Source organism: Photorhabdus caribbeanensis, from assembly GCF_018448885.1.
Taxonomy (GTDB): Bacteria; Pseudomonadota; Gammaproteobacteria; order Enterobacterales; family Enterobacteriaceae; genus Photorhabdus; species Photorhabdus caribbeanensis.
Genome location: NZ_RCWB01000001.1, coordinates 178964 through 195623 on the forward strand (window position 1 = coordinate 178964; position 16660 = coordinate 195623).

Genomic DNA, 16660 nt, shown 5'->3' on the forward strand with positions numbered 1-16660 from the left:
AAAGGCGGGAAACCGCCTTTTTGTTGTTAGGTTTAAGTGAACAACGTTGGATGTAGCATTTGGTTATTGGTCGTTGATCAATTAAAACGAATATATAGATGAAGAAGTAAGAGTAATATGGAAAAGAAACACCTGCATATAGCCGCTGGGATTATTAGAAATACGCAACATGAAGTTTTTATTACTCAGCGTCATGCTGATGCCCATATGGGTGGTTTCTGGGAATTTCCTGGCGGGAAGGTTGAGAAAGAGGAAACGCCTGAACAGGCTTTAGTACGTGAGTTACAGGAAGAAATTGGTATTACTGTTACTCATTATGAGTTGGTAAAAACGGTTGAACATGATTTTCCTGACAGATTGATTACCCTGTATTTCTTCTTGGTGGATGGGTGGGAAAATGAACCTTTCGGTAAAGAAGGACAACTTTCTCGATGGGTATTACAGAAAGATTTAATTGCTGATGAATTCCCGCCAGCCAATCGCAGTATTGTTGCATTACTTACCGCTTGAGTTGTCAATAGCCGCATTATAATAACGCGGCTATTTATTATTGCTCTGGTTGTTCGCTCCAATCGTCGCTATCGGAGTTTTCACTTTGGCTTGGTATCCGTTTCTCTTCATTTGCCCATTCGCCTAAGTCAATCAATTGACAGCGTTTACTGCAAAATGGGCGATATGGGCTTATTTCTCCCCAAACCACAGTATTACCACATGTTGGACATTCAATCGTTAATAACTCAGACATAATAATTTTCCTAATAATTAGTTTGTCATATTAGCAACATGCTAATTCAAATGGTAAATGGGCAGGCACGGAGCCTTTTTCACTATCCAATGGTAAAAAACGGATAGCAAACCGGGTCTTATGGCCGGAAATTTGAGGAAACAGTAAAGGTTTTAATGGCAAACGTAATCTCAGTAAATCTGCGCCTTCTGCCGTATTCTGATGAAAACCGTTTTTACTGATTTCTGACCGGAAAATAGCAGATTGGCGGATGAGTTCTAAAATACTTTCCAGAGCTTGTTGGAGAGGTAGCAAACTATCAATCCAAAATGCGACCATTTTATCCCTTTCTGATTGCGGTAAATGAAGCCATAGATGTAGGGTGGGTAGATCAAAACCGCAACAACCGCTTGGAATACTGAGACGCTGGCGCACCATACTGATAATTTTATCTTCTTTCAGGGATTGCCCCAGTCGTGGAGCTTTACTTAACGCGATAGCCCGCTCTCTTAACTTTAATCTGAAACTATTGACGATATTAATATCAACATCGGGTATTTCAGCCCATTGTTTTAATTTTGCCTGTTGGCGTTCCAACTCTTTTAGTAATTCTGAACGTACTTCCCCTCGTTCTAGCACTTCAAGTAGTTCAGTCACTGTGCGGAAGAAGGCGAGGCTGCTTGCCAGTGAGTCTAAATGGCGTTGACTGGTGAGTTGTTGCAGAGAAGATTCAATTCTCAACCATGCCCGCATTTTTTCATTCAGTGGGTGTTCAAAGATGATTGTAGAAGTTGTGTCACTCATCATGATTATCCTGCCTGGCTGATCTAGCTAACCTTAAATATTGTTGATGTAGTTCGGCAACACGAGGAGCAATTGCCTGTACATTATCATGATTTGAGATAATGTCATCGGCATAAGCCAGCCTCTCGCTACGGGATGTTTGGGCCGCCAAAATATTTTCAACCTGTTGGTTGCTAATACCATCACGAGTGGCTACCCGGCTGATTTGTAATTCAGGTGAAACGTCAACGACTAGAATTCGATCCGCCAGATGTCCCAAATTATTTTCGACTAATAATGGAACAACCCAAATAACATAAGGTGCAGTTATCTGTTTCAATTGCCGTTGGGTTTCTTGATGTATTAGAGGGTGAAGAAGTTGATTAACCCACTGTTTCTCTTGTTTGTTGGTGAATATTTTCTGGCGTAACAGTGCTCGGTTAAGGCTGCCATCGGGGGTTAATATGTCATGACCAAAGTGTTCTGTGATAGCTTGTAGAGCCGACGTTCCAGGAGCAACGACTTCTCTGGCAATAATATCTGCATCAACAAGAGGAACACCAAGAGCTGCAAAAGCATTGGCAATCGTGGTTTTACCGCTGCCAATCCCACCTGTGAGTGCAATAATATAAGTCATCCTATCCCTTAATATTACTTGATACTATTTTGGGATTGTAACCGAAAGGAGGCAGATGACCTAGAGACAAAGCTATGGAATCATTTTTACTTTAGGTGAGTATCGTACCTAGCTGAAAAATGGGTAAATACATTGCGAGCAATAGCGTACCGACAATAATCGCTATTACGACTATAAGTATTGGTTCTAGTAACTGGGTCATATTATCAGAAATTTCCAATGCTTGTTGTTGGTACCAGTTAGCGAGATTTCCTAATAACAGTTCCAGATTACCAGATTCTTCGCCAACACTGACAAACTGTTGACACAGAGCAGGAAAACAAGATTGTTGTTTCAGTGTTTCGCTCATTGGTATCCCTTGATTAATTTGAGCTCGTAAGAATTTAGTCGCTTGCAGAAATACCGGATGATTTATTGATGCGATAGCACTATCTAACCCTGCGGTGAGTGTCAGGCCGGCTTTTTGAGTCATAAACAGGATATGGAAAAGTTGCCCTAATTGCTGGCAACTAATTAATTTTGCAATAACGGGTAATCGTAACATTAGATTTTTTTCACGATTAATCCATATTGTATGACGTTGACGTAATTGTAGGTAAAATAGAAACAGTATAATTAATCCAATAACACCATAGCTACCATATTGAATTAGCCAGTTAGAAGTTATTAATAAACTGCGAGTGAGCAGGGGAAGTTGTGCGTCAAATGAATGATAAATATGTTCAAATTCGGGTAAAACAAAAATAAGCATCAATAAAATAATGATGCTGGCAACAACGATAATAATCAGAGGGTAACGCAGAGCTTTTGCTATTTTCTTCTGTAATTTATCTTGTTGCTCCTGTTGTTTAACCAACAATTGACAGCAGATTTCTAATTGCCCGGTTAATTCGCCAACGGTAATAAGTTGACAAAATAAAGGCGGAAATAGAAATGGGTAATTTTTTAATGAAGATGAAAATGATTCTCCACGGGTAATATTTTTACTAATATCTGATAATACACAGTGCCAGAGTGGATGAGAACATTCACGAATAAGAATATTGAGGCAATTTAGTAATGGCATTCCTGATGATAATAGTGTTGCCAATTGACGAATAAAGTTCAGACGGTAAGCAACTTGTTGTTGATGATAAAATATCAATTTTTCACATTTTATATTATAAGGTTGCAATCCAGAATGAATAAGTTGCTGATATAAAGATTTTCGGTTATCACATAGTGATTTTCCTTTTGATATTTCGCCTTTATTGTTCACTGCTTGCCAATTATAAAGATAATGAATTTTCATTATTATTCCTGACCTGTGACTTGATAAATTTCTTCTAATGTGGTTATGCCTTGTTCCACTAATAAAATACCGGATGAAAGTAAAGTGTCTTTTCTTTGATCTATAATGGTTTTTTGCACATTTTGATAGTTTTGTTCTGATAATATTTGTTGAATATTATCTGTTATTTCTAAAAACTCATAAATAGCTGTTCGGCCGTAATAACCGGAAAAACAATGCTCACAACCAACGGCCAACCATTGCTTAATGAATAGAGAATTATTTTCAGTATTAATAATGGTTTCTTCTGTTTGTTGTTTTCGGCAATGAAGACACAATTTTCTAACAAGCCGTTGGGCGATAATTAATTTGATACAAGAAGCAACCATATAACCTGAAATACCCAGATTTTGTAGGCGGGATAATGTATCTATGGTTGAATTAGTATGCAATGTAGAAAGAACCAGATGACCTGTTTGTGCCGCTTTTACTGAAATTTCGGCTGTTTCGCTATCACGTATTTCTCCCACCATAATGACATCAGGATCTTGGCGTAATAGCGCCCGTAATACTTTGGCAAAATTGAGGTCAATTTTACTATTAGTTTGTGTCTGATTAATGCCATTCAGCGGGATCTCTACTGGGTCCTCTACACTGCAAATATTCTTTTTATTCTGGTTCAGATATTGTAAACAGCTATATAAAGTCACGGTTTTCCCACTACCTGTCGGGCCAGTGACTAAAATCATTCCTTGTGGTAATGCGAGTTTTTGTCGAAGCTGATTTAATAATGGATCAGGAATACCTAGTTGATCTAACGACAATTGTTGCATTGTATTTAATATCCTAAGTACAACTTTTTCTCCATGTATTGTCGGCAAAGTTGCCATACGAATAGCATAGTTGTGTCGGGTGTCAGACCAATCAAATTGCCCATCCTGGGGTAGCCGTTTTTCAGCGATGTTTAATTTAGCCATTATTTTAAGGCGTGCGGCAATGCTTGCATTCATTTGAGGAGATGGCGAGGACAAGAGATGTAATGCGCCATCAACCCGGATACGAATACGATAACCTTGTTGGAATGGTTCAAAGTGGATATCGGATGCACGTCGTTGGATTGCAGTTAATAAAGTTTGATTAATAAGTTGAATGACGGGGGCGTCATTGTCATCTGTATTGGTATCCGCTATAAGTGGTAATAATGAGGATTCTTCCTCTGGTACACGACTCAGAAAAATATTTTGATGTAATATTGATTCAATCCTTGCCAATGGCCAAATTTCTACATTAACAATACATCCGGAAATAAAGCGTAATGCTGATAATAAATCATCATTGGGTAATTCGTTGCTGGCAATTGTTATCGTATTATCATCTTTTTTTATCATAACAGATTGGTGGCGTTGACAAATATCATGAATTTCTCTTTCCATTAATGTGTTTTCTGCTGTTGAATGTGAGTTCATTATTGCTTCCTGTGTAAGTGTGTATTGATATACCCGTCATCTTTCAAGTTGCCTCTTTGTTGGCTGCACTCGCTCACTCCGGTCATATAGTTATCTATGCTCCCGGGGATTCACTTCTTTGCCGTCGCGATGTATCTTGAAATCCATAGGGTATAAGAGTTAATGAATTAAAATTCAAATATTTCCTGGCAACGACTTTTTAATGAATTGTTTGTCGATTCACATTTAATATTCCATTTAATTATACCTGTTTGTGTATTTTGTGTCGGCTTTAATGTAACACTAAGGTTTTTAAGACTCTGTTGCCCGTTAATGGTAATTTCCCCATTTTTAACCGAAATATTCCCGATATATCTACTGTTATGATCTTTGGGGATTGATGCTATTCCTGCATTGCAACCTATGAAATCTTCAGCTTCAAAACTGCAAAGTTCTATACCTGATTTATAAGGCACAATAGTTTGTAATATATCTGTTAAAGCAGCTTTCTGAATATATCCTTGATAACTTGGAATACCAATAGCACTTAAGATGGAAATGATAGCAATGGCAACCATGATCTCCATTAAAGTAAATCCTTGTTGTTGTCTCATATTTTTTCTCCGTGTTGTGGTATTGAGGTATAGAGAATGACGGAAAGAGAAAAAAATGAAATAGGATATATGAAGGTTATGGAATTGACTCGAAAAAGAATTTCTGAATTGCAAGGTTTGCAAAAATATTTACGGTGGTGTTCGCAAATATTTGATCTGCCAATTGCTGATTTACACCACCATCAATATTATTATTGCTAATTAAAGCGCATGGAGAGATCTAATGCTCTAATATGTTTGGTGAGTGCTCCAACAGAAATAAAGTCGATGCCTGTTTCAGCATAGCTGCGCAGAGTATCCAGGGTGATATTGCCAGATACTTCTAAAGCGACTTTACCTGCTGTGATTGCGACGGCTTCTTTCATCATTGGAATAGTAAAATTATCTAGCATAATAATATCAACATTAGCTTTTAGTGCCAGAATGAGTTCATCTAGCGTTTCTACTTCGACTTCAACAGGGATATCAGGATGAGAATAACGAGCTTTATCTACTGCCTGTTTAATAGAGCCATTGGCAATAATATGGTTTTCTTTGATAAGGAAAGCGTCGAATAATCCAAGGCGGTGATTATTACCACCTCCGCAAAGTACGGCATATTTTAGAGCTGTACGTAATCCCGGTAGCGTTTTGCGCGTATCAAGTAATTGGGTTTTTAAACCGGCAAGACGGTGAACATAATGACTGGTTTCCGTTGCAACGCCAGAGAGAGTCTGAATAAAATTAAGGGCAGTTCGTTCACCGGTCAATAATATCTGTGCTGGACCTCGTAATATGCAAAGTTTTTGGTTGGCTGCAATTGCATCACTATCTTTAACTAACCATTCAATGGAGATTTGGTCGCCTAATTGAGTAAAAACTTCATTCAGCCATTGTTGTCCACAGAAAATACCATCTTCACGAGTGATAATAACGGCGGTGGCTTGTTTGTCTGCGGGAATTAATTGGCCGGTAATATCAGAGGTGAAATTTGTATTTCCATCCAGATCTTCTTTTAGTGCGAGGGTGACACTGGCAGGAATGTCGTTTTGCAAGTGTTCCATAAGCACAGCACGGCGCTGATCTGTATTGTAATTTTGTTTTGTCATTAAAAAGCTCCAGAGGTGATAACAATATTAATGGTCTTAACATGCTACCCTGTTGTGTAGTGAACAACTACTATCTTGGTTTTATCATCTGGATTTAAGAAGGAAAAAAATGTGGTTACATGATGAATTGAGTTAGAGAAATTCTTTCACACGATTCGTGTCCACAGGGTGAGCAACTGTTTTATTAGTTATACTCAAGATACTTCAAAGTGCATGTTTGAAAAACGATTATGTTGTTGAATTTAAATGTTTTTATGTCTGGCGGCTCAAGCATCTTGAAGTTCATTCGGTATATACCCAATGGATTTCAAGATGCATTGCGACGGCAAGGGAGAGCGAATCCCCGGGAGCATAACAAACTATGTTACCGGGGGTGAGTGAGTTCAGCCAACAAAGAGGCAACTTGAAAGATGACGGGTAGATTCATCGTATTAGTTTGTCTCCAGGAAAGCTTTGTTTGTACTGATACAATGACTTATAGGTAGACCCGGATATAAAAGAACATATCACTGACTATAATGATGTTGTTCTGGGAAGAAAAATTGATCTGGGACTTTATTTCGATTGGACACATTACCAGCAATTGTTACAGGAGCAGAAAGAATGACTCTCTTTATACTGTTGTTAGTGTTGGCATGGGAACGGGTTTTTAAAATGGGTGATCATTGGCAATTGGAGCACCGTCTTGAGCCATTGTTTACCGATTTGAAGTCTTTTTCGTTATGGAAAAGTCTTTTAATGACGTTAGTCGTCATGATGATTACATGGGTATTGATTGAAATATTAAATGATTTTATGTTCGGCATTTTTGAACTGGTTTTATGGGTGTTTATTTGTTTGCTGTGCATCGGAGCGGGGCGCTTACGGCATGATTATCGTGAATATTTTCGTACTGTTCATCAGGATAACAGGGAACAACAAAGAGAATATCTTACGCGTCTCGCCATTATTCATGGTTTACCTTCTGATACTAGCAAAGAGAATATGTTGCGAGAGATACAAAATGCGTTGCTATGGATAAATTTTCGCTATTATCTGGCGCCGATTTTTTGGTTGATTGTAGCGGGTGAATTAGGGCCGGTTGCTTTAATGGGATATTGTTTCTTAAGGGCTTATCAGGGATGGTTGGCACAATATGGTACACCGGTTCAGCGAGCGCAATCTGGCGTTGATGGCTTGTTGCATTGGTTGGATTGGATTCCCGTTCGTTTGGCTGGCATTACTTATGCTTTATTAGGACATGGTGAACGAGCTTTACCGGCGTGGGTTGCTTCTCTTGGTGATTTAAGAACCTCACAATATAAAGTGCTCTGTCAGCTTGCTCAGTTTTCATTAAGTCGCGAGCCCCATCTTGATTCAATTCAAACGCCTATTGCTGCGGTGATACTGGCGAAAAAAGTGACGTTCTCTATTATCGTTGTCGTTGCCTTACTGACAATTTATGGGGCATTGGTTTGATGACTCTGATTGGTTCGGGTTTTATTCATCCCGTGTATGGAGTTGTTTGACGTATATTTAGCTATTAGAGTCGGTTTATGCAGCGCCGATTGGCGCTGCAACAATCGCAATAACAACAATCGCAATAACTAAGCAGATGGTTCAACGAAGTTAACATCCGACCACACGGAAATAACTGCGACAGCCCGGGCTAGCCCTCCAGCACCGTCAGTCTTCAACAGAATCGGTACCACAGACACTTGTGTTGATGCTGTGTAGTTATCGTTCCCTTGTTTAACGTATCTTGCGTTCTCTCCTTCACCTCGGTGGCCGACACTGAGTGATAAGGGTTTGTTGGCTGCATCAGTAAACATGAAGGCGACATCTTCTATTGAAGAGGCTAAGGCATTCGGTTTCCCCGGCACAAATGGCCCATCAATCCGGTAGAGTAAGCGTGAATTTTGAAATACATCTTCATCGCCGGAACAGGTGCTGCTTATCCCTATTTGTCTCGCTGATTCCAGTGTATCTCCCGCCTGTTTACCGGCTCTTTTCACTGTTCCCCAATCCACTGATGACGGGGTAAGGACAACGGCACAAGTGGACGGCTTTTTAACGGATGAAAGGATGATTGTGGTCCACAGGGGTTTCAGCATGCCGTTAGAGCCGGATATGGCCGCAGGAGTCCAACCGATCGCGCCCACTGACAAATGACTTCCAGCCGGTTTTGCATTGAAATTACCGTCACTGTCCGGGTAAATCGCCCCTGTTACTGTACGAATACTGACATCAACCAGGCCGTTGGCATCTGGGACGCAAGGAATATTAATTCCGGTATTCCCACCTGCCAGATTGGCGGAGTGGTAAGTATCGGATAAACCATGCGTCTGGCAAGAGAGTGAAGATTGTCCAATATCAACCATAAAGTCGCCAGCTTTTCCTACTCGGACGCTACCCGGTGACGACGAAGAGATCGATGGGCTGGTTCCCGATCCCACGGTGTAGGCCATAAATTGCGTTCCAGTGGGAACGCGACAGGTTGTCGACCAGTCAAGAGGGCCGCTGGTGGTATAACCCACTATTTCATCCCGTGGATAATCACGCTTATCTTTGTTGTTCGGCATCATGGCATAACCAGTGACATTGTGAGCCATATGAACCAGTTCAGACTCACAATCCTGATAAGTCTCTGCCGCCTGGAGGGGTAATGCGGTCAATAAAAAGAACAGTGACGCCCCCAGCCCCATGATAGTTGGGACGGGGTTTGCTGCATGACCGCCCCACAAACGTTCAGTGTTTAACATCCTTCTCTCTCCAAATTACTTATCTGTTCACATCTCTCTTTCACTGCCGGGGTTCACCTCGCTTTTGGTGGCGCCCCGGATGTAAAAGCGATATCGGTGATATCTCATCGGGCACACCGGTCAAGCTGCCCATATGAGGGTCACGCTTATAGACATATGGCATCGGCCTGCACCAGTTTCCCGGGGGTATCGGACGACACCTGATAACGGGTGGTGCATTGTTGATTTGCTCCGTTTCCCCATTTAACTTTCACATGACCGGCGGATGGCATGCCGCTCAGATAAACCCGGCCGTTATCACCCACAATGCCGCTGCCGGCTTGGGTTGCATTTCCTGTCAGCGTTGCGGTGGCGCCAAAGGGCACGGGTTTGCCATGATGTGTCAAGGTCAGCAGCAACTGGCTGCCTAGCCGAACCTGATAATTAGCCAGCGTCACCGCCCCTTTGGTCGGGTAAACGTTGCGGCTGGTCTGGTCAATATCGACCCCTTCCGGCAGGGTGGACGGGTCCAGATTGATGGTGTTTTTATGGTAGACCGATCCGCCTGGCAGTACGGCGTAGCCGCGCCAGTCGGTCTGTACGTTGCCGTTGCTGACTGTCACTCCTTTCGCACCGGGGGCGCGAACTAATACCGCAGTATCCCCCAACGAACGTGACAGCGTTATCCCGTAAGGATGGATCAGAAGAGCGCCGGAAGTGCCATAGGTAACATGCTGGCTGTTTGCGCTGTCGTTGTAACCCAGATTAACGCTCCCCTGACTGCCCTGATAACCTAGCGACAGGGACCGGCTGTTTTGCTGGCCGCTGTGCCCCCAGCCTTGCTGGAGGTTATAACTCAGGCGGTTATCCCATAACATGCCGCTGATGCCGGTTTGCTGAGAAAAGTTACCCTGCGAGTCGCGCGAGGCCGTATAGCGGGTGTAAACGCTCCGTAACGCCGGTGATGATCCAAAGAGACTCAGCGGGACTTGCATATTGAATGATACCTGACGGTTTTCCGGCCAGTGGCCTTCGCCCTTTATACGAGAGATGTTATAGCTCAGGTTATAGCTGATCCCCATCAGCATTGCGTTGTAACCCAGACTCAGGTTGTTGTCGGTACGGCCATTCCAATAATCGTTGCGTGTCCCGGAGGCGTAAAGACTGCCCCAGCGTCCCAGTGTTTGACGCAGATTCACCTGCCAGGTGTTCTGACGCCGGTCAAGCGCCCACGGCACCTGATATTCATTCAGGCTGTAGCCCATGCTGTTAGCATCACTGAAACTGTAGTAATGCTGAGTCGAATAGCGGTAGGCGGCCAGATCAATGCCGGTGCCGGTACTGATCAAGTTCTTGGAATATTTCACGCGATAAGATTGGCCGAATTGTCCGCTCTCTTCCTGATCTTTGCTCCCCTGTAACTGTGCGCGGGCCAGCGTCACATCCGTAGACAGTGCGCCAAGTACCCCCAACGAAACGCCGGTGCCTAATACACCCGACTGGTAGTTGCCTGCGACCAATCCCCCGCCGTACAGGGTGATACTGTTGGGTAAACCGTAGACCAGCGTACCCATTGCAAATACCGGGGAACGGTTGCCATTGGTAAGGCTGCCACCGTGATATTGACCGGTCGTTAATTCATATTTAATACCACCGGGCCGCTGCATCACCGGGACAGATGAAGAGGCTATTGTTGAGACACGGGTACGGCCATTTTCCTCTTTAATTGTCACCGTCAGGTCGCCCGCACTTCCGGTGGTATAGAGGTCGGTGAAACGAAACGGCCCCGGGGCCACCGTGGTTTGATACACGATATTGCCATTCTGGGATACCGTCACTTGCGCATTGGAGTTCGCCACACCGGTTATCTCCGGGGCAAAACCGCGCTGACTGTCGGGTAACATCGCCTCCTCAGAAGCCAGTTTCATGCCGCGAAATGGGATGCTGTCAAAAATATCGCCACCGGTATAGGTTTCACCCGCCGTGAACTCACTGCGCAGTGAGGGGATATCACGTTGCAGATAGGTATTACTCACCTGCCATTGGGTCTGTGCCGGTGTGGAAAAACCGGAGGCGCCCTCGTTGCGCTGACGATTGTAACTGTAAGTTTGTGTACTGCGCAGACGCCACGGCCCCAGATTCAACCCGTTACGAAAAGAAGCAAACAGATTACGGGAGCGTGATCCTCGCCAGTTTCCCTGACCGTCATAACGCCCTTCCGAACCGTTAACGGTGTAATTCATCAAAAAGGCCGGGATCCCGTTATCCCACAGTGACGGATCAACCATCCCGGAATAGTGGGGTTGCATGGCGACCTGCGGGACGCTGAGATCCAGACGCAAACGGGCGAAATCCAGTGTTGCGCGGGCATGCGGGATCTGTTTCGCCAGATCCGTGATGAGGCTGTCGTCCGCTTTACCCTTAAAAGCGGGTAATCCGCGGGTATTGACCCCATACCCTTCCAGTTGTGCGACGGTTAATACCGGCTGGAGATGGCCGTTAACCAGCCTGAATTCAATCTCGCGGTTGTCTACCTTACTCTGGTTCATGTAGATATCGACCAGATAGCGCCCGGGCGCGACATAGCCTGCGTTTTCATACGCCGAGAGATCGACATGACTGCGTTCACCATCAGCGCCCATCAGGAATGCGGGATTAAAGTATTCCCGTGCCGAGGCGGGCAGGATTGTTGCCGTCAGTGAACACAGCAGACATAGGTATACCGGACGGGGCCGGAAACTGCCCGGCTGACCGGGCGCGCGTTGATTACTCGCCCGCAGTGCAGACGGAAATAAAGTGTTTATTGCCATAGCTCATCTCTGCTTCTAATTAAGCTTATGCTGTTAATCTTGAGGTCGCTCTGCCGGTACACCGTCCGCAGATGCGGCGGGTTTATAACGGGGCGTGGCGATCCTGACTGTCGCCGGGAAAACGCCAGATTAGTGGCCCTTGTCCCCCGGCGGTAAACGAATAGGTTTGTATGCCTTTCGGGGGCACCATCGTCTGGCGTGTGTGGTCATCCGCATGCTGTGTTCCTACTTTCAGGACCGAAAAGGCCAGAAAATAGGGTGTGGGATTTTCCACTCGCAATTGTGTTCCCCGAAGGGAAAATTTCACCTGTTTAGCCACCGTGGCGTTATCTCGGGCGGGGACTCCCGGAGGACGATAAAACAGCCGGATATTCATCTGTAAAGCGACCTGCACTTGCGAGTTCTTGCCAGTCTGGCGTTCAGGTGTGCTCGTGTTCGGTACAGCGACGCCGGGGATAGCTCGTAGCGAGACTACAAAGGCCGATTCCCGATCCGGCGGTAACTGCCCACCAAGCTGGCGAATACGGAATGAGAATTTCCCGCCAGCCTCAATCCGCTTTAACGGCGGCAGGACAACAAAAGGGGGAACTTGCCCGGTTTTGGTGTCAAAGCGGCCGGTATCGGGGTCCATCGGGCTGACAAATCCCTGCACCAGATAGCCCTGCGCCGTGTGATTGGTCATACTGAGGGTCACACCGCCCGGGTTGTCTTTAGCCACATAAGACAACTGCATCGGGGAGAACGATAACCCCTGATTCTCCGCTGCCTGCGCCTTTAACAGGCCGCCCAGCAGCAGGGCGAGACAGAAAGGGTAAATCATTGATCCACCGTGTGCTCGTCCATTCCCGTTACTGACTCTCTTCACTTTCCACCTCTGGATAAAACAAGGGCGAATTTAACGCGCCACTTTGGCGGTAAACAGGTTTGAAGCCCCGCCGTAATCATTAATCATCGACCAGCTCACCGAGTTTTTGCCCGCCTGTCCGACATAGGTCACACAATCCTGCGGTGCTATCATGGAGGGATAGCGATTCAGATCGAGTGTCTGTCCGTCCAGCGTGAGGCTGTCCAGCGACAGGAAATACGGCGTGGGATTGCACGCCTTAATGCCATCGGGTTGCGACTGAAATCGCAACTGTCCATACGCCTCTTCCGGCAACATCGGCAAGTCATGCGGCCGCCAGAAAAACTTAATTCGCATTCCCACGCTCATCGACGCCTGATCCCGAGCGTGCTCACCTGCCATCTGATGGGCGGCGGGGATAGCATTCATCTGGACATACCCGAGCGATTCCCGATCCACTGGAAAAGGGGACAGATTAAACGTCGGCAAAATACGCAGGCTGTTCTGACTGTGGGCCTCCAGCCTGAACAGCGGCGGCGTCACCACAAACGCCGGTGCGGTTTTCTCCTGATCCCCTGTGATTCTCACCTGAACCAGCCACGCCTGAGGTGTAGTGTTAACCACCGTTAGCGTCTGTGTCCGCGCCCCTTGGGTAAAAATCACCCGGGTTTTATTCAGGCTGATACCGGTTGCCTGACAGGGTTCTGTGCCGGTTATGCCTAACCCCAGCCAGAATAGTAGTGGTGCCAGCCTGTACCGCGTTGTGCGCATCCGACCTGTTTCCACAACGCCTCCTGAAACCTGTTGCCTGAGCGACACTCAGTGGTAGTCAAATTGAAATTGAATGTGCGCGGTCAGCTCTCCGGGGGTGGGGACCGCCGTGCCGGATTCATGTCGCATATCCATCTGGAAGGTAATTTGGCCGTCTTTAACGGCGTTACCAGGTGATGCCAAATCCACATAATCGCCATTTTTCAGGTAGCTCCCCAGCCCGCCTCCCGGCGATTGATAACGCAGGCCAAAACCCACATTTCCCGCCGCAGTGGAGGCTTCATCCCGAAATAACGTCGGGTGGTTTTCTGGCGTGGGGCCGGCTATTTTAATCGCCGGGGTACGGCCCGCTCTGGCTGATCCCGCACAACCTGACAACGCCAGCGTAACAGGCTTGTTGTCTGCTGCTTCGATATGTTCCGCACTGCGCTGCACTTCGCTAAGCGGTATGGATGAAAACTCAACATGGGATGTCTGTACGTTGAGTTCACAGGTTGGCTGTTCCAGCGTCAGTGCCAGCGTCAGTTCTGCGGTGTTTGTACTGGCTCCCCCGGGCAGGGGGATGGTACAGAGCAGACCGGCCAGTGCTGTCCGTCCGATAAGAGTCCACGGTTTTAACATTACGGTATCTCCCCTTGATAGGATGATCCTCCACCGAGGTCATTAATCACTGTCCAGCTCACTTTGGCCGGGTAATTCACGCCTTTGAGGGGGAAAAACAAGGCAGAGAATGGTGAGACCATGCTCTCTTTCTGTTGTTTCGTCATCAGCTCTTGGCCGCCCACTTTTAAGGAGGCGAAGGTGATATAGTACGGTGACGGATTCGTGACCGTTATCCCCCCGACTGTCGGTTTGAAGCGCAGTGAACCAAATCCTTTCTCCGGTGCAACTGGCAGCCCTGACGGGCGATACATCAGCTTAATTGTATTAGCCATAGCAATCTGTATACCCCCGGTGACTTGCTGCCGGGAGGGATTGTCGATTTCGGGGCTTAACGGGATGGCTTTCGCGGTAAACCAGAACAGGGATTCTCGGTCGGCAGGCAGTGCCTGGCCGGTTTTGATGATACGAACCTGATTCTGGCTGCCGGGCTCCATACGAAACAGGGGCGGTGTCACCAGAAATGGTGCGGTTTTGCCCCCCTCTGGGGTAGAGCTGACCGTCACCTGCATCAGATAGACGGCCTCTTTACTGCTGTTGCGTACTGAAGCGGTTGTCGCGTAGCTATCAGCCGGGTAGATAATGCGGGTGGCATTGATCCCCACTCCTTCCGCCTGTACGGAAGTGACCGGACAGCCTAACAGACCGGCCACTATCATCGCTGTCATCAATCTTTTCACTGAGTCACCTGAAAATGTCTGTTTTGGTATTACGTAAGCAAGAATTGGACCTCCCTGTCCAATTTCACTGCTATGTTGTTCCTTGCACCTGATGGTGTTGATTAATGATATTGATTATTTCTGAATAAGTTGAAACGTTAGCGGCACACTTATGTTCCCAGCGTTTACTTGATTAGGGTCCTTAACAACCAGCCCCACGTTAAATTCTTTCTTAATATCAGCAAGATTAGAATCGCTAGCAAAGTCAAACTCTGTTTCGTTTTGCAGAAGTGTGCCAGTAACTTTCGTGTCTTCCAGACCCACGGCTACGTCACCTGCTTTTGCGTCGGGGCCAAGATTGCCAAAGTAAGTATTCTCACCGTGGATTGTTGTCCCCCTAACTACTAACTTAGCGGCGGTAGTGGATCTTTTAGTTTTACTATCGATGATTCCATCACACTTCTTGAGTGAAACAGTTAATGGCTGTTGTTTGACTAATTTGCCAGCTTTACCTGCAAAGTCCGCATCTGTAGCCATTCCCAGATCGAGAATGTCATTTGATAAGCTCATTTCACAAGACACAGCACCTACCTTAGCGTTTACAACCACTGAACTATTAGCAAGCACATCGCCCGAAGCAGCATGTGCCATCCCCATCCCCATGCTCAGGAGCACTGCGGCTAATACGCTGGTTTTCATCATTTGCTTTTTCATTTCATTAATTCCTTATCTACATCTCGTCGTTAATACATTTTGCCTAAAACAACACCATGACAGATTAAACAGCCGGGCCGCTAGCGCGGTGCATTTACTGGTCATTTAGAGTTATTTTGTTCAGTTATTAACTTGATGAAATATATGAATATAAATATTCTCCTTATGAAATCATTTGTGGCTTATGCCATCTGGTTTCAGGATTTCAGCCTTTTGCATAAGAAAATGAATATTAAATTGCTCAAAAAACGAGCTTTGTGCGGGCCGTAATATACGTAATGAAAGAAATAATTTCTTTTTGAAATCAAAAAATTAAGTAATTTTTTACAAAAAAACACAAAAAATCGCTTTTCAGTGATGAAATTTTCCGTATACTGCCCCGGCGGTTGAAGAAAACCGAACAAAATAACTCTAAATGTTCGGTTTTTTGTCCCATATCAGAAATTGACGTCATTGAAAGTCACACCACTATTTTGAGTAACGCTTTTCCTCACTCTTACACCTTCTTACCCTTGCGCAGAAACACGAATCTTCAGAATCGCAAAAGTGTTACATTAATTATTTTTATTAATTTCAGTATTGAAGGAATTGGTTAAGACCTGATATCAGGTTCGTTTTGAGCCATCATCTTCGATTCACTTTGTATTGAAATCGACCGGCATTGGCGGGTTTTGAAAGGTGCCCTGAGTAAACCGTTCTATATTTGTCATACAATCTTCACAACAAATTATCGCTGTAAACCATGTAATGGCGGGATGATAGAACAGTGACCAAGTAACATATACTGCTTGTTGTTTACTGTTTCAGGTAAATGATGACTTTTTTCCTTTTCTATCAATAAATTAATGATATTTTTCAATGATTATCACTCTGATTTATCTATCACCCTGAATCATAATCTGTCTATTTAGTGATAAAAAA

Annotated in this window: 17 protein-coding genes; 3 read left to right on the top strand and 14 right to left on the bottom strand. The window is 45.1% G+C overall.

Annotation, left to right across the window (positions count from 1 at the left end):
• The first annotated feature begins 117 nt into the window (after positions 1-117).
• Positions 118-510 (top strand): 8-oxo-dGTP diphosphatase MutT, encoded by a 393-nt coding sequence (gene mutT, locus EAE90_RS00980; RefSeq protein ID WP_214051869.1) that lies wholly within the window; start codon positions 118-120, stop codon positions 508-510.
• Positions 511-547: 37 nt separating this feature from the next.
• Here mutT and yacG read toward each other — a convergent pair whose 3' ends face one another.
• From yacG to ppdD, 6 genes are all read right to left on the bottom strand, one after another.
• Entirely contained in the window at positions 548-745 is a 198-nt protein-coding gene (gene yacG, locus EAE90_RS00985) for a DNA gyrase inhibitor YacG (protein ID WP_214051870.1), read from the bottom strand.
• A gap of 30 nt (positions 746-775) precedes the next feature.
• A complete protein-coding gene (gene zapD / locus EAE90_RS00990) occupies positions 776-1528 on the bottom strand; it encodes a cell division protein ZapD (protein ID WP_214052031.1) in 753 nt (250 codons plus the stop codon).
• Positions 1521-2144, bottom strand: coding sequence for a dephospho-CoA kinase (gene coaE, locus EAE90_RS00995; protein ID WP_036777507.1), 624 nt, complete (start codon positions 2142-2144; stop codon positions 1521-1523). Before coaE ends, zapD begins: the two co-directional genes overlap by 8 nt.
• Positions 2145-2235: 91 nt before the next feature.
• Positions 2236-3435 carry a protein transport protein HofC gene (gene hofC / locus EAE90_RS01000; protein ID WP_214051871.1) on the bottom strand — a complete coding sequence of 400 codons (1200 nt, stop codon included), beginning with the start codon at positions 3433-3435 and terminating at the stop codon, positions 2236-2238.
• 2 nt (positions 3436-3437) lie between these two features.
• Positions 3438-4880, bottom strand: coding sequence for a type II secretion system protein GspE (gene gspE, locus EAE90_RS01005; protein WP_214051872.1), 1443 nt, complete (start codon positions 4878-4880; stop codon positions 3438-3440).
• 167 nt (positions 4881-5047) lie between these two features.
• Complete coding sequence (gene ppdD / locus EAE90_RS01010) at positions 5048-5473, bottom strand: prepilin peptidase-dependent pilin (RefSeq protein WP_214051873.1); 426 nt, start codon at positions 5471-5473, stop codon at positions 5048-5050.
• Between the two features lie 36 nt (positions 5474-5509).
• Between ppdD and EAE90_RS01015 the strand changes: the two genes are divergently transcribed.
• Complete coding sequence (locus EAE90_RS01015; protein WP_214051874.1) at positions 5510-5674, top strand: hypothetical protein; 165 nt, start codon at positions 5510-5512, stop codon at positions 5672-5674.
• Here EAE90_RS01015 and nadC read toward each other — a convergent pair.
• Positions 5671-6561: a carboxylating nicotinate-nucleotide diphosphorylase gene (gene nadC, locus EAE90_RS01020; RefSeq protein ID WP_214051875.1), complete on the bottom strand. Its 891-nt coding sequence runs from the start codon at positions 6559-6561 to the stop codon at positions 5671-5673. The two genes, EAE90_RS01015 and nadC, sit on opposite strands and share 4 nt — an antisense overlap.
• A 603-nt stretch (positions 6562-7164) precedes the next feature.
• Between nadC and ampE the strand changes: the two genes are divergently transcribed.
• Positions 7165-8019, top strand: a complete 855-nt coding sequence (ampE, locus tag EAE90_RS01025) for a beta-lactamase regulator AmpE (protein ID WP_214051876.1) — start codon at positions 7165-7167, stop codon at positions 8017-8019.
• A gap of 128 nt (positions 8020-8147) precedes the next feature.
• Here the strand turns inward: ampE and EAE90_RS01030 are convergent, their stop codons facing one another.
• The 7 genes from EAE90_RS01030 to EAE90_RS01060 all read right to left on the bottom strand — a co-directional run bounded on the left by EAE90_RS01030 (position 8148) and on the right by EAE90_RS01060 (position 15739).
• Positions 8148-9302, bottom strand: a complete 1155-nt coding sequence (locus EAE90_RS01030) for a hypothetical protein (RefSeq protein ID WP_214051877.1) — start codon at positions 9300-9302, stop codon at positions 8148-8150.
• A 146-nt stretch (positions 9303-9448) separates the two neighbouring features.
• Complete coding sequence (locus EAE90_RS01035; RefSeq protein ID WP_214051878.1) at positions 9449-12091, bottom strand: fimbria/pilus outer membrane usher protein; 2643 nt, start codon at positions 12089-12091, stop codon at positions 9449-9451.
• An 82-nt stretch (positions 12092-12173) separates the two neighbouring features.
• A complete protein-coding gene (locus tag EAE90_RS01040; RefSeq protein ID WP_339920480.1) occupies positions 12174-12809 on the bottom strand; it encodes a fimbrial biogenesis chaperone in 636 nt (211 codons plus the stop codon).
• Positions 12810-12986: 177 nt separating this feature from the next.
• Positions 12987-13721: a fimbrial biogenesis chaperone gene (locus EAE90_RS01045; RefSeq protein ID WP_214051880.1), complete on the bottom strand. Its 735-nt coding sequence runs from the start codon at positions 13719-13721 to the stop codon at positions 12987-12989.
• A gap of 33 nt (positions 13722-13754) precedes the next feature.
• Positions 13755-14327, bottom strand: coding sequence for a fimbrial protein (locus EAE90_RS01050; RefSeq protein WP_214051881.1), 573 nt, complete (start codon positions 14325-14327; stop codon positions 13755-13757).
• On the bottom strand, positions 14327-15046 hold the full coding sequence (locus EAE90_RS01055; RefSeq protein WP_214051882.1) for a fimbrial biogenesis chaperone: 720 nt from the start codon (positions 15044-15046) through the stop codon (positions 14327-14329). Before EAE90_RS01055 ends, EAE90_RS01050 begins: the two co-directional genes overlap by 1 nt.
• 114 nt (positions 15047-15160) lie before the next feature.
• The gene (locus tag EAE90_RS01060; protein WP_214051883.1) at positions 15161-15739 is read right to left on the bottom strand and encodes a fimbrial protein; all 579 of its coding nucleotides are present in this window, start codon (positions 15737-15739) and stop codon (positions 15161-15163) included.
• Positions 15740-16660 lie beyond the last annotated feature (921 nt).

What these genes read in the sequence shown, in the direction of transcription:
- ampE (WP_214051876.1), top strand. Translation starts at nt 7,165, where the DNA reads ATGACTCTCTTTATACTGTTGTTAGTGTTGGCATGGGAACGGGTTTTT.
- ppdD (WP_214051873.1), bottom strand. Translation starts at nt 5,473, where the DNA reads ATGAGACAACAACAAGGATTTACTTTAATGGAGATCATGGTTGCCATT.
- nadC (WP_214051875.1), bottom strand. Translation starts at nt 6,561, where the DNA reads ATGACAAAACAAAATTACAATACAGATCAGCGCCGTGCTGTGCTTATG.
- mutT (WP_214051869.1), top strand. Translation starts at nt 118, where the DNA reads ATGGAAAAGAAACACCTGCATATAGCCGCTGGGATTATTAGAAATACG.
- EAE90_RS01015 (WP_214051874.1), top strand. Translation starts at nt 5,510, where the DNA reads ATGACGGAAAGAGAAAAAAATGAAATAGGATATATGAAGGTTATGGAA.
- coaE (WP_036777507.1), bottom strand. Translation starts at nt 2,144, where the DNA reads ATGACTTATATTATTGCACTCACAGGTGGGATTGGCAGCGGTAAAACC.
- zapD (WP_214052031.1), bottom strand. Translation starts at nt 1,528, where the DNA reads ATGAGTGACACAACTTCTACAATCATCTTTGAACACCCACTGAATGAA.
- EAE90_RS01060 (WP_214051883.1), bottom strand. Translation starts at nt 15,739, where the DNA reads ATGAAAAAGCAAATGATGAAAACCAGCGTATTAGCCGCAGTGCTCCTG.
- EAE90_RS01035 (WP_214051878.1), bottom strand. Translation starts at nt 12,091, where the DNA reads ATGGCAATAAACACTTTATTTCCGTCTGCACTGCGGGCGAGTAATCAA.
- hofC (WP_214051871.1), bottom strand. Translation starts at nt 3,435, where the DNA reads ATGAAAATTCATTATCTTTATAATTGGCAAGCAGTGAACAATAAAGGC.
- yacG (WP_214051870.1), bottom strand. Translation starts at nt 745, where the DNA reads ATGTCTGAGTTATTAACGATTGAATGTCCAACATGTGGTAATACTGTG.
- gspE (WP_214051872.1), bottom strand. Translation starts at nt 4,880, where the DNA reads ATGAACTCACATTCAACAGCAGAAAACACATTAATGGAAAGAGAAATT.
- EAE90_RS01030 (WP_214051877.1), bottom strand. Translation starts at nt 9,302, where the DNA reads ATGTTAAACACTGAACGTTTGTGGGGCGGTCATGCAGCAAACCCCGTC.
- EAE90_RS01050 (WP_214051881.1), bottom strand. Translation starts at nt 14,327, where the DNA reads ATGTTAAAACCGTGGACTCTTATCGGACGGACAGCACTGGCCGGTCTG.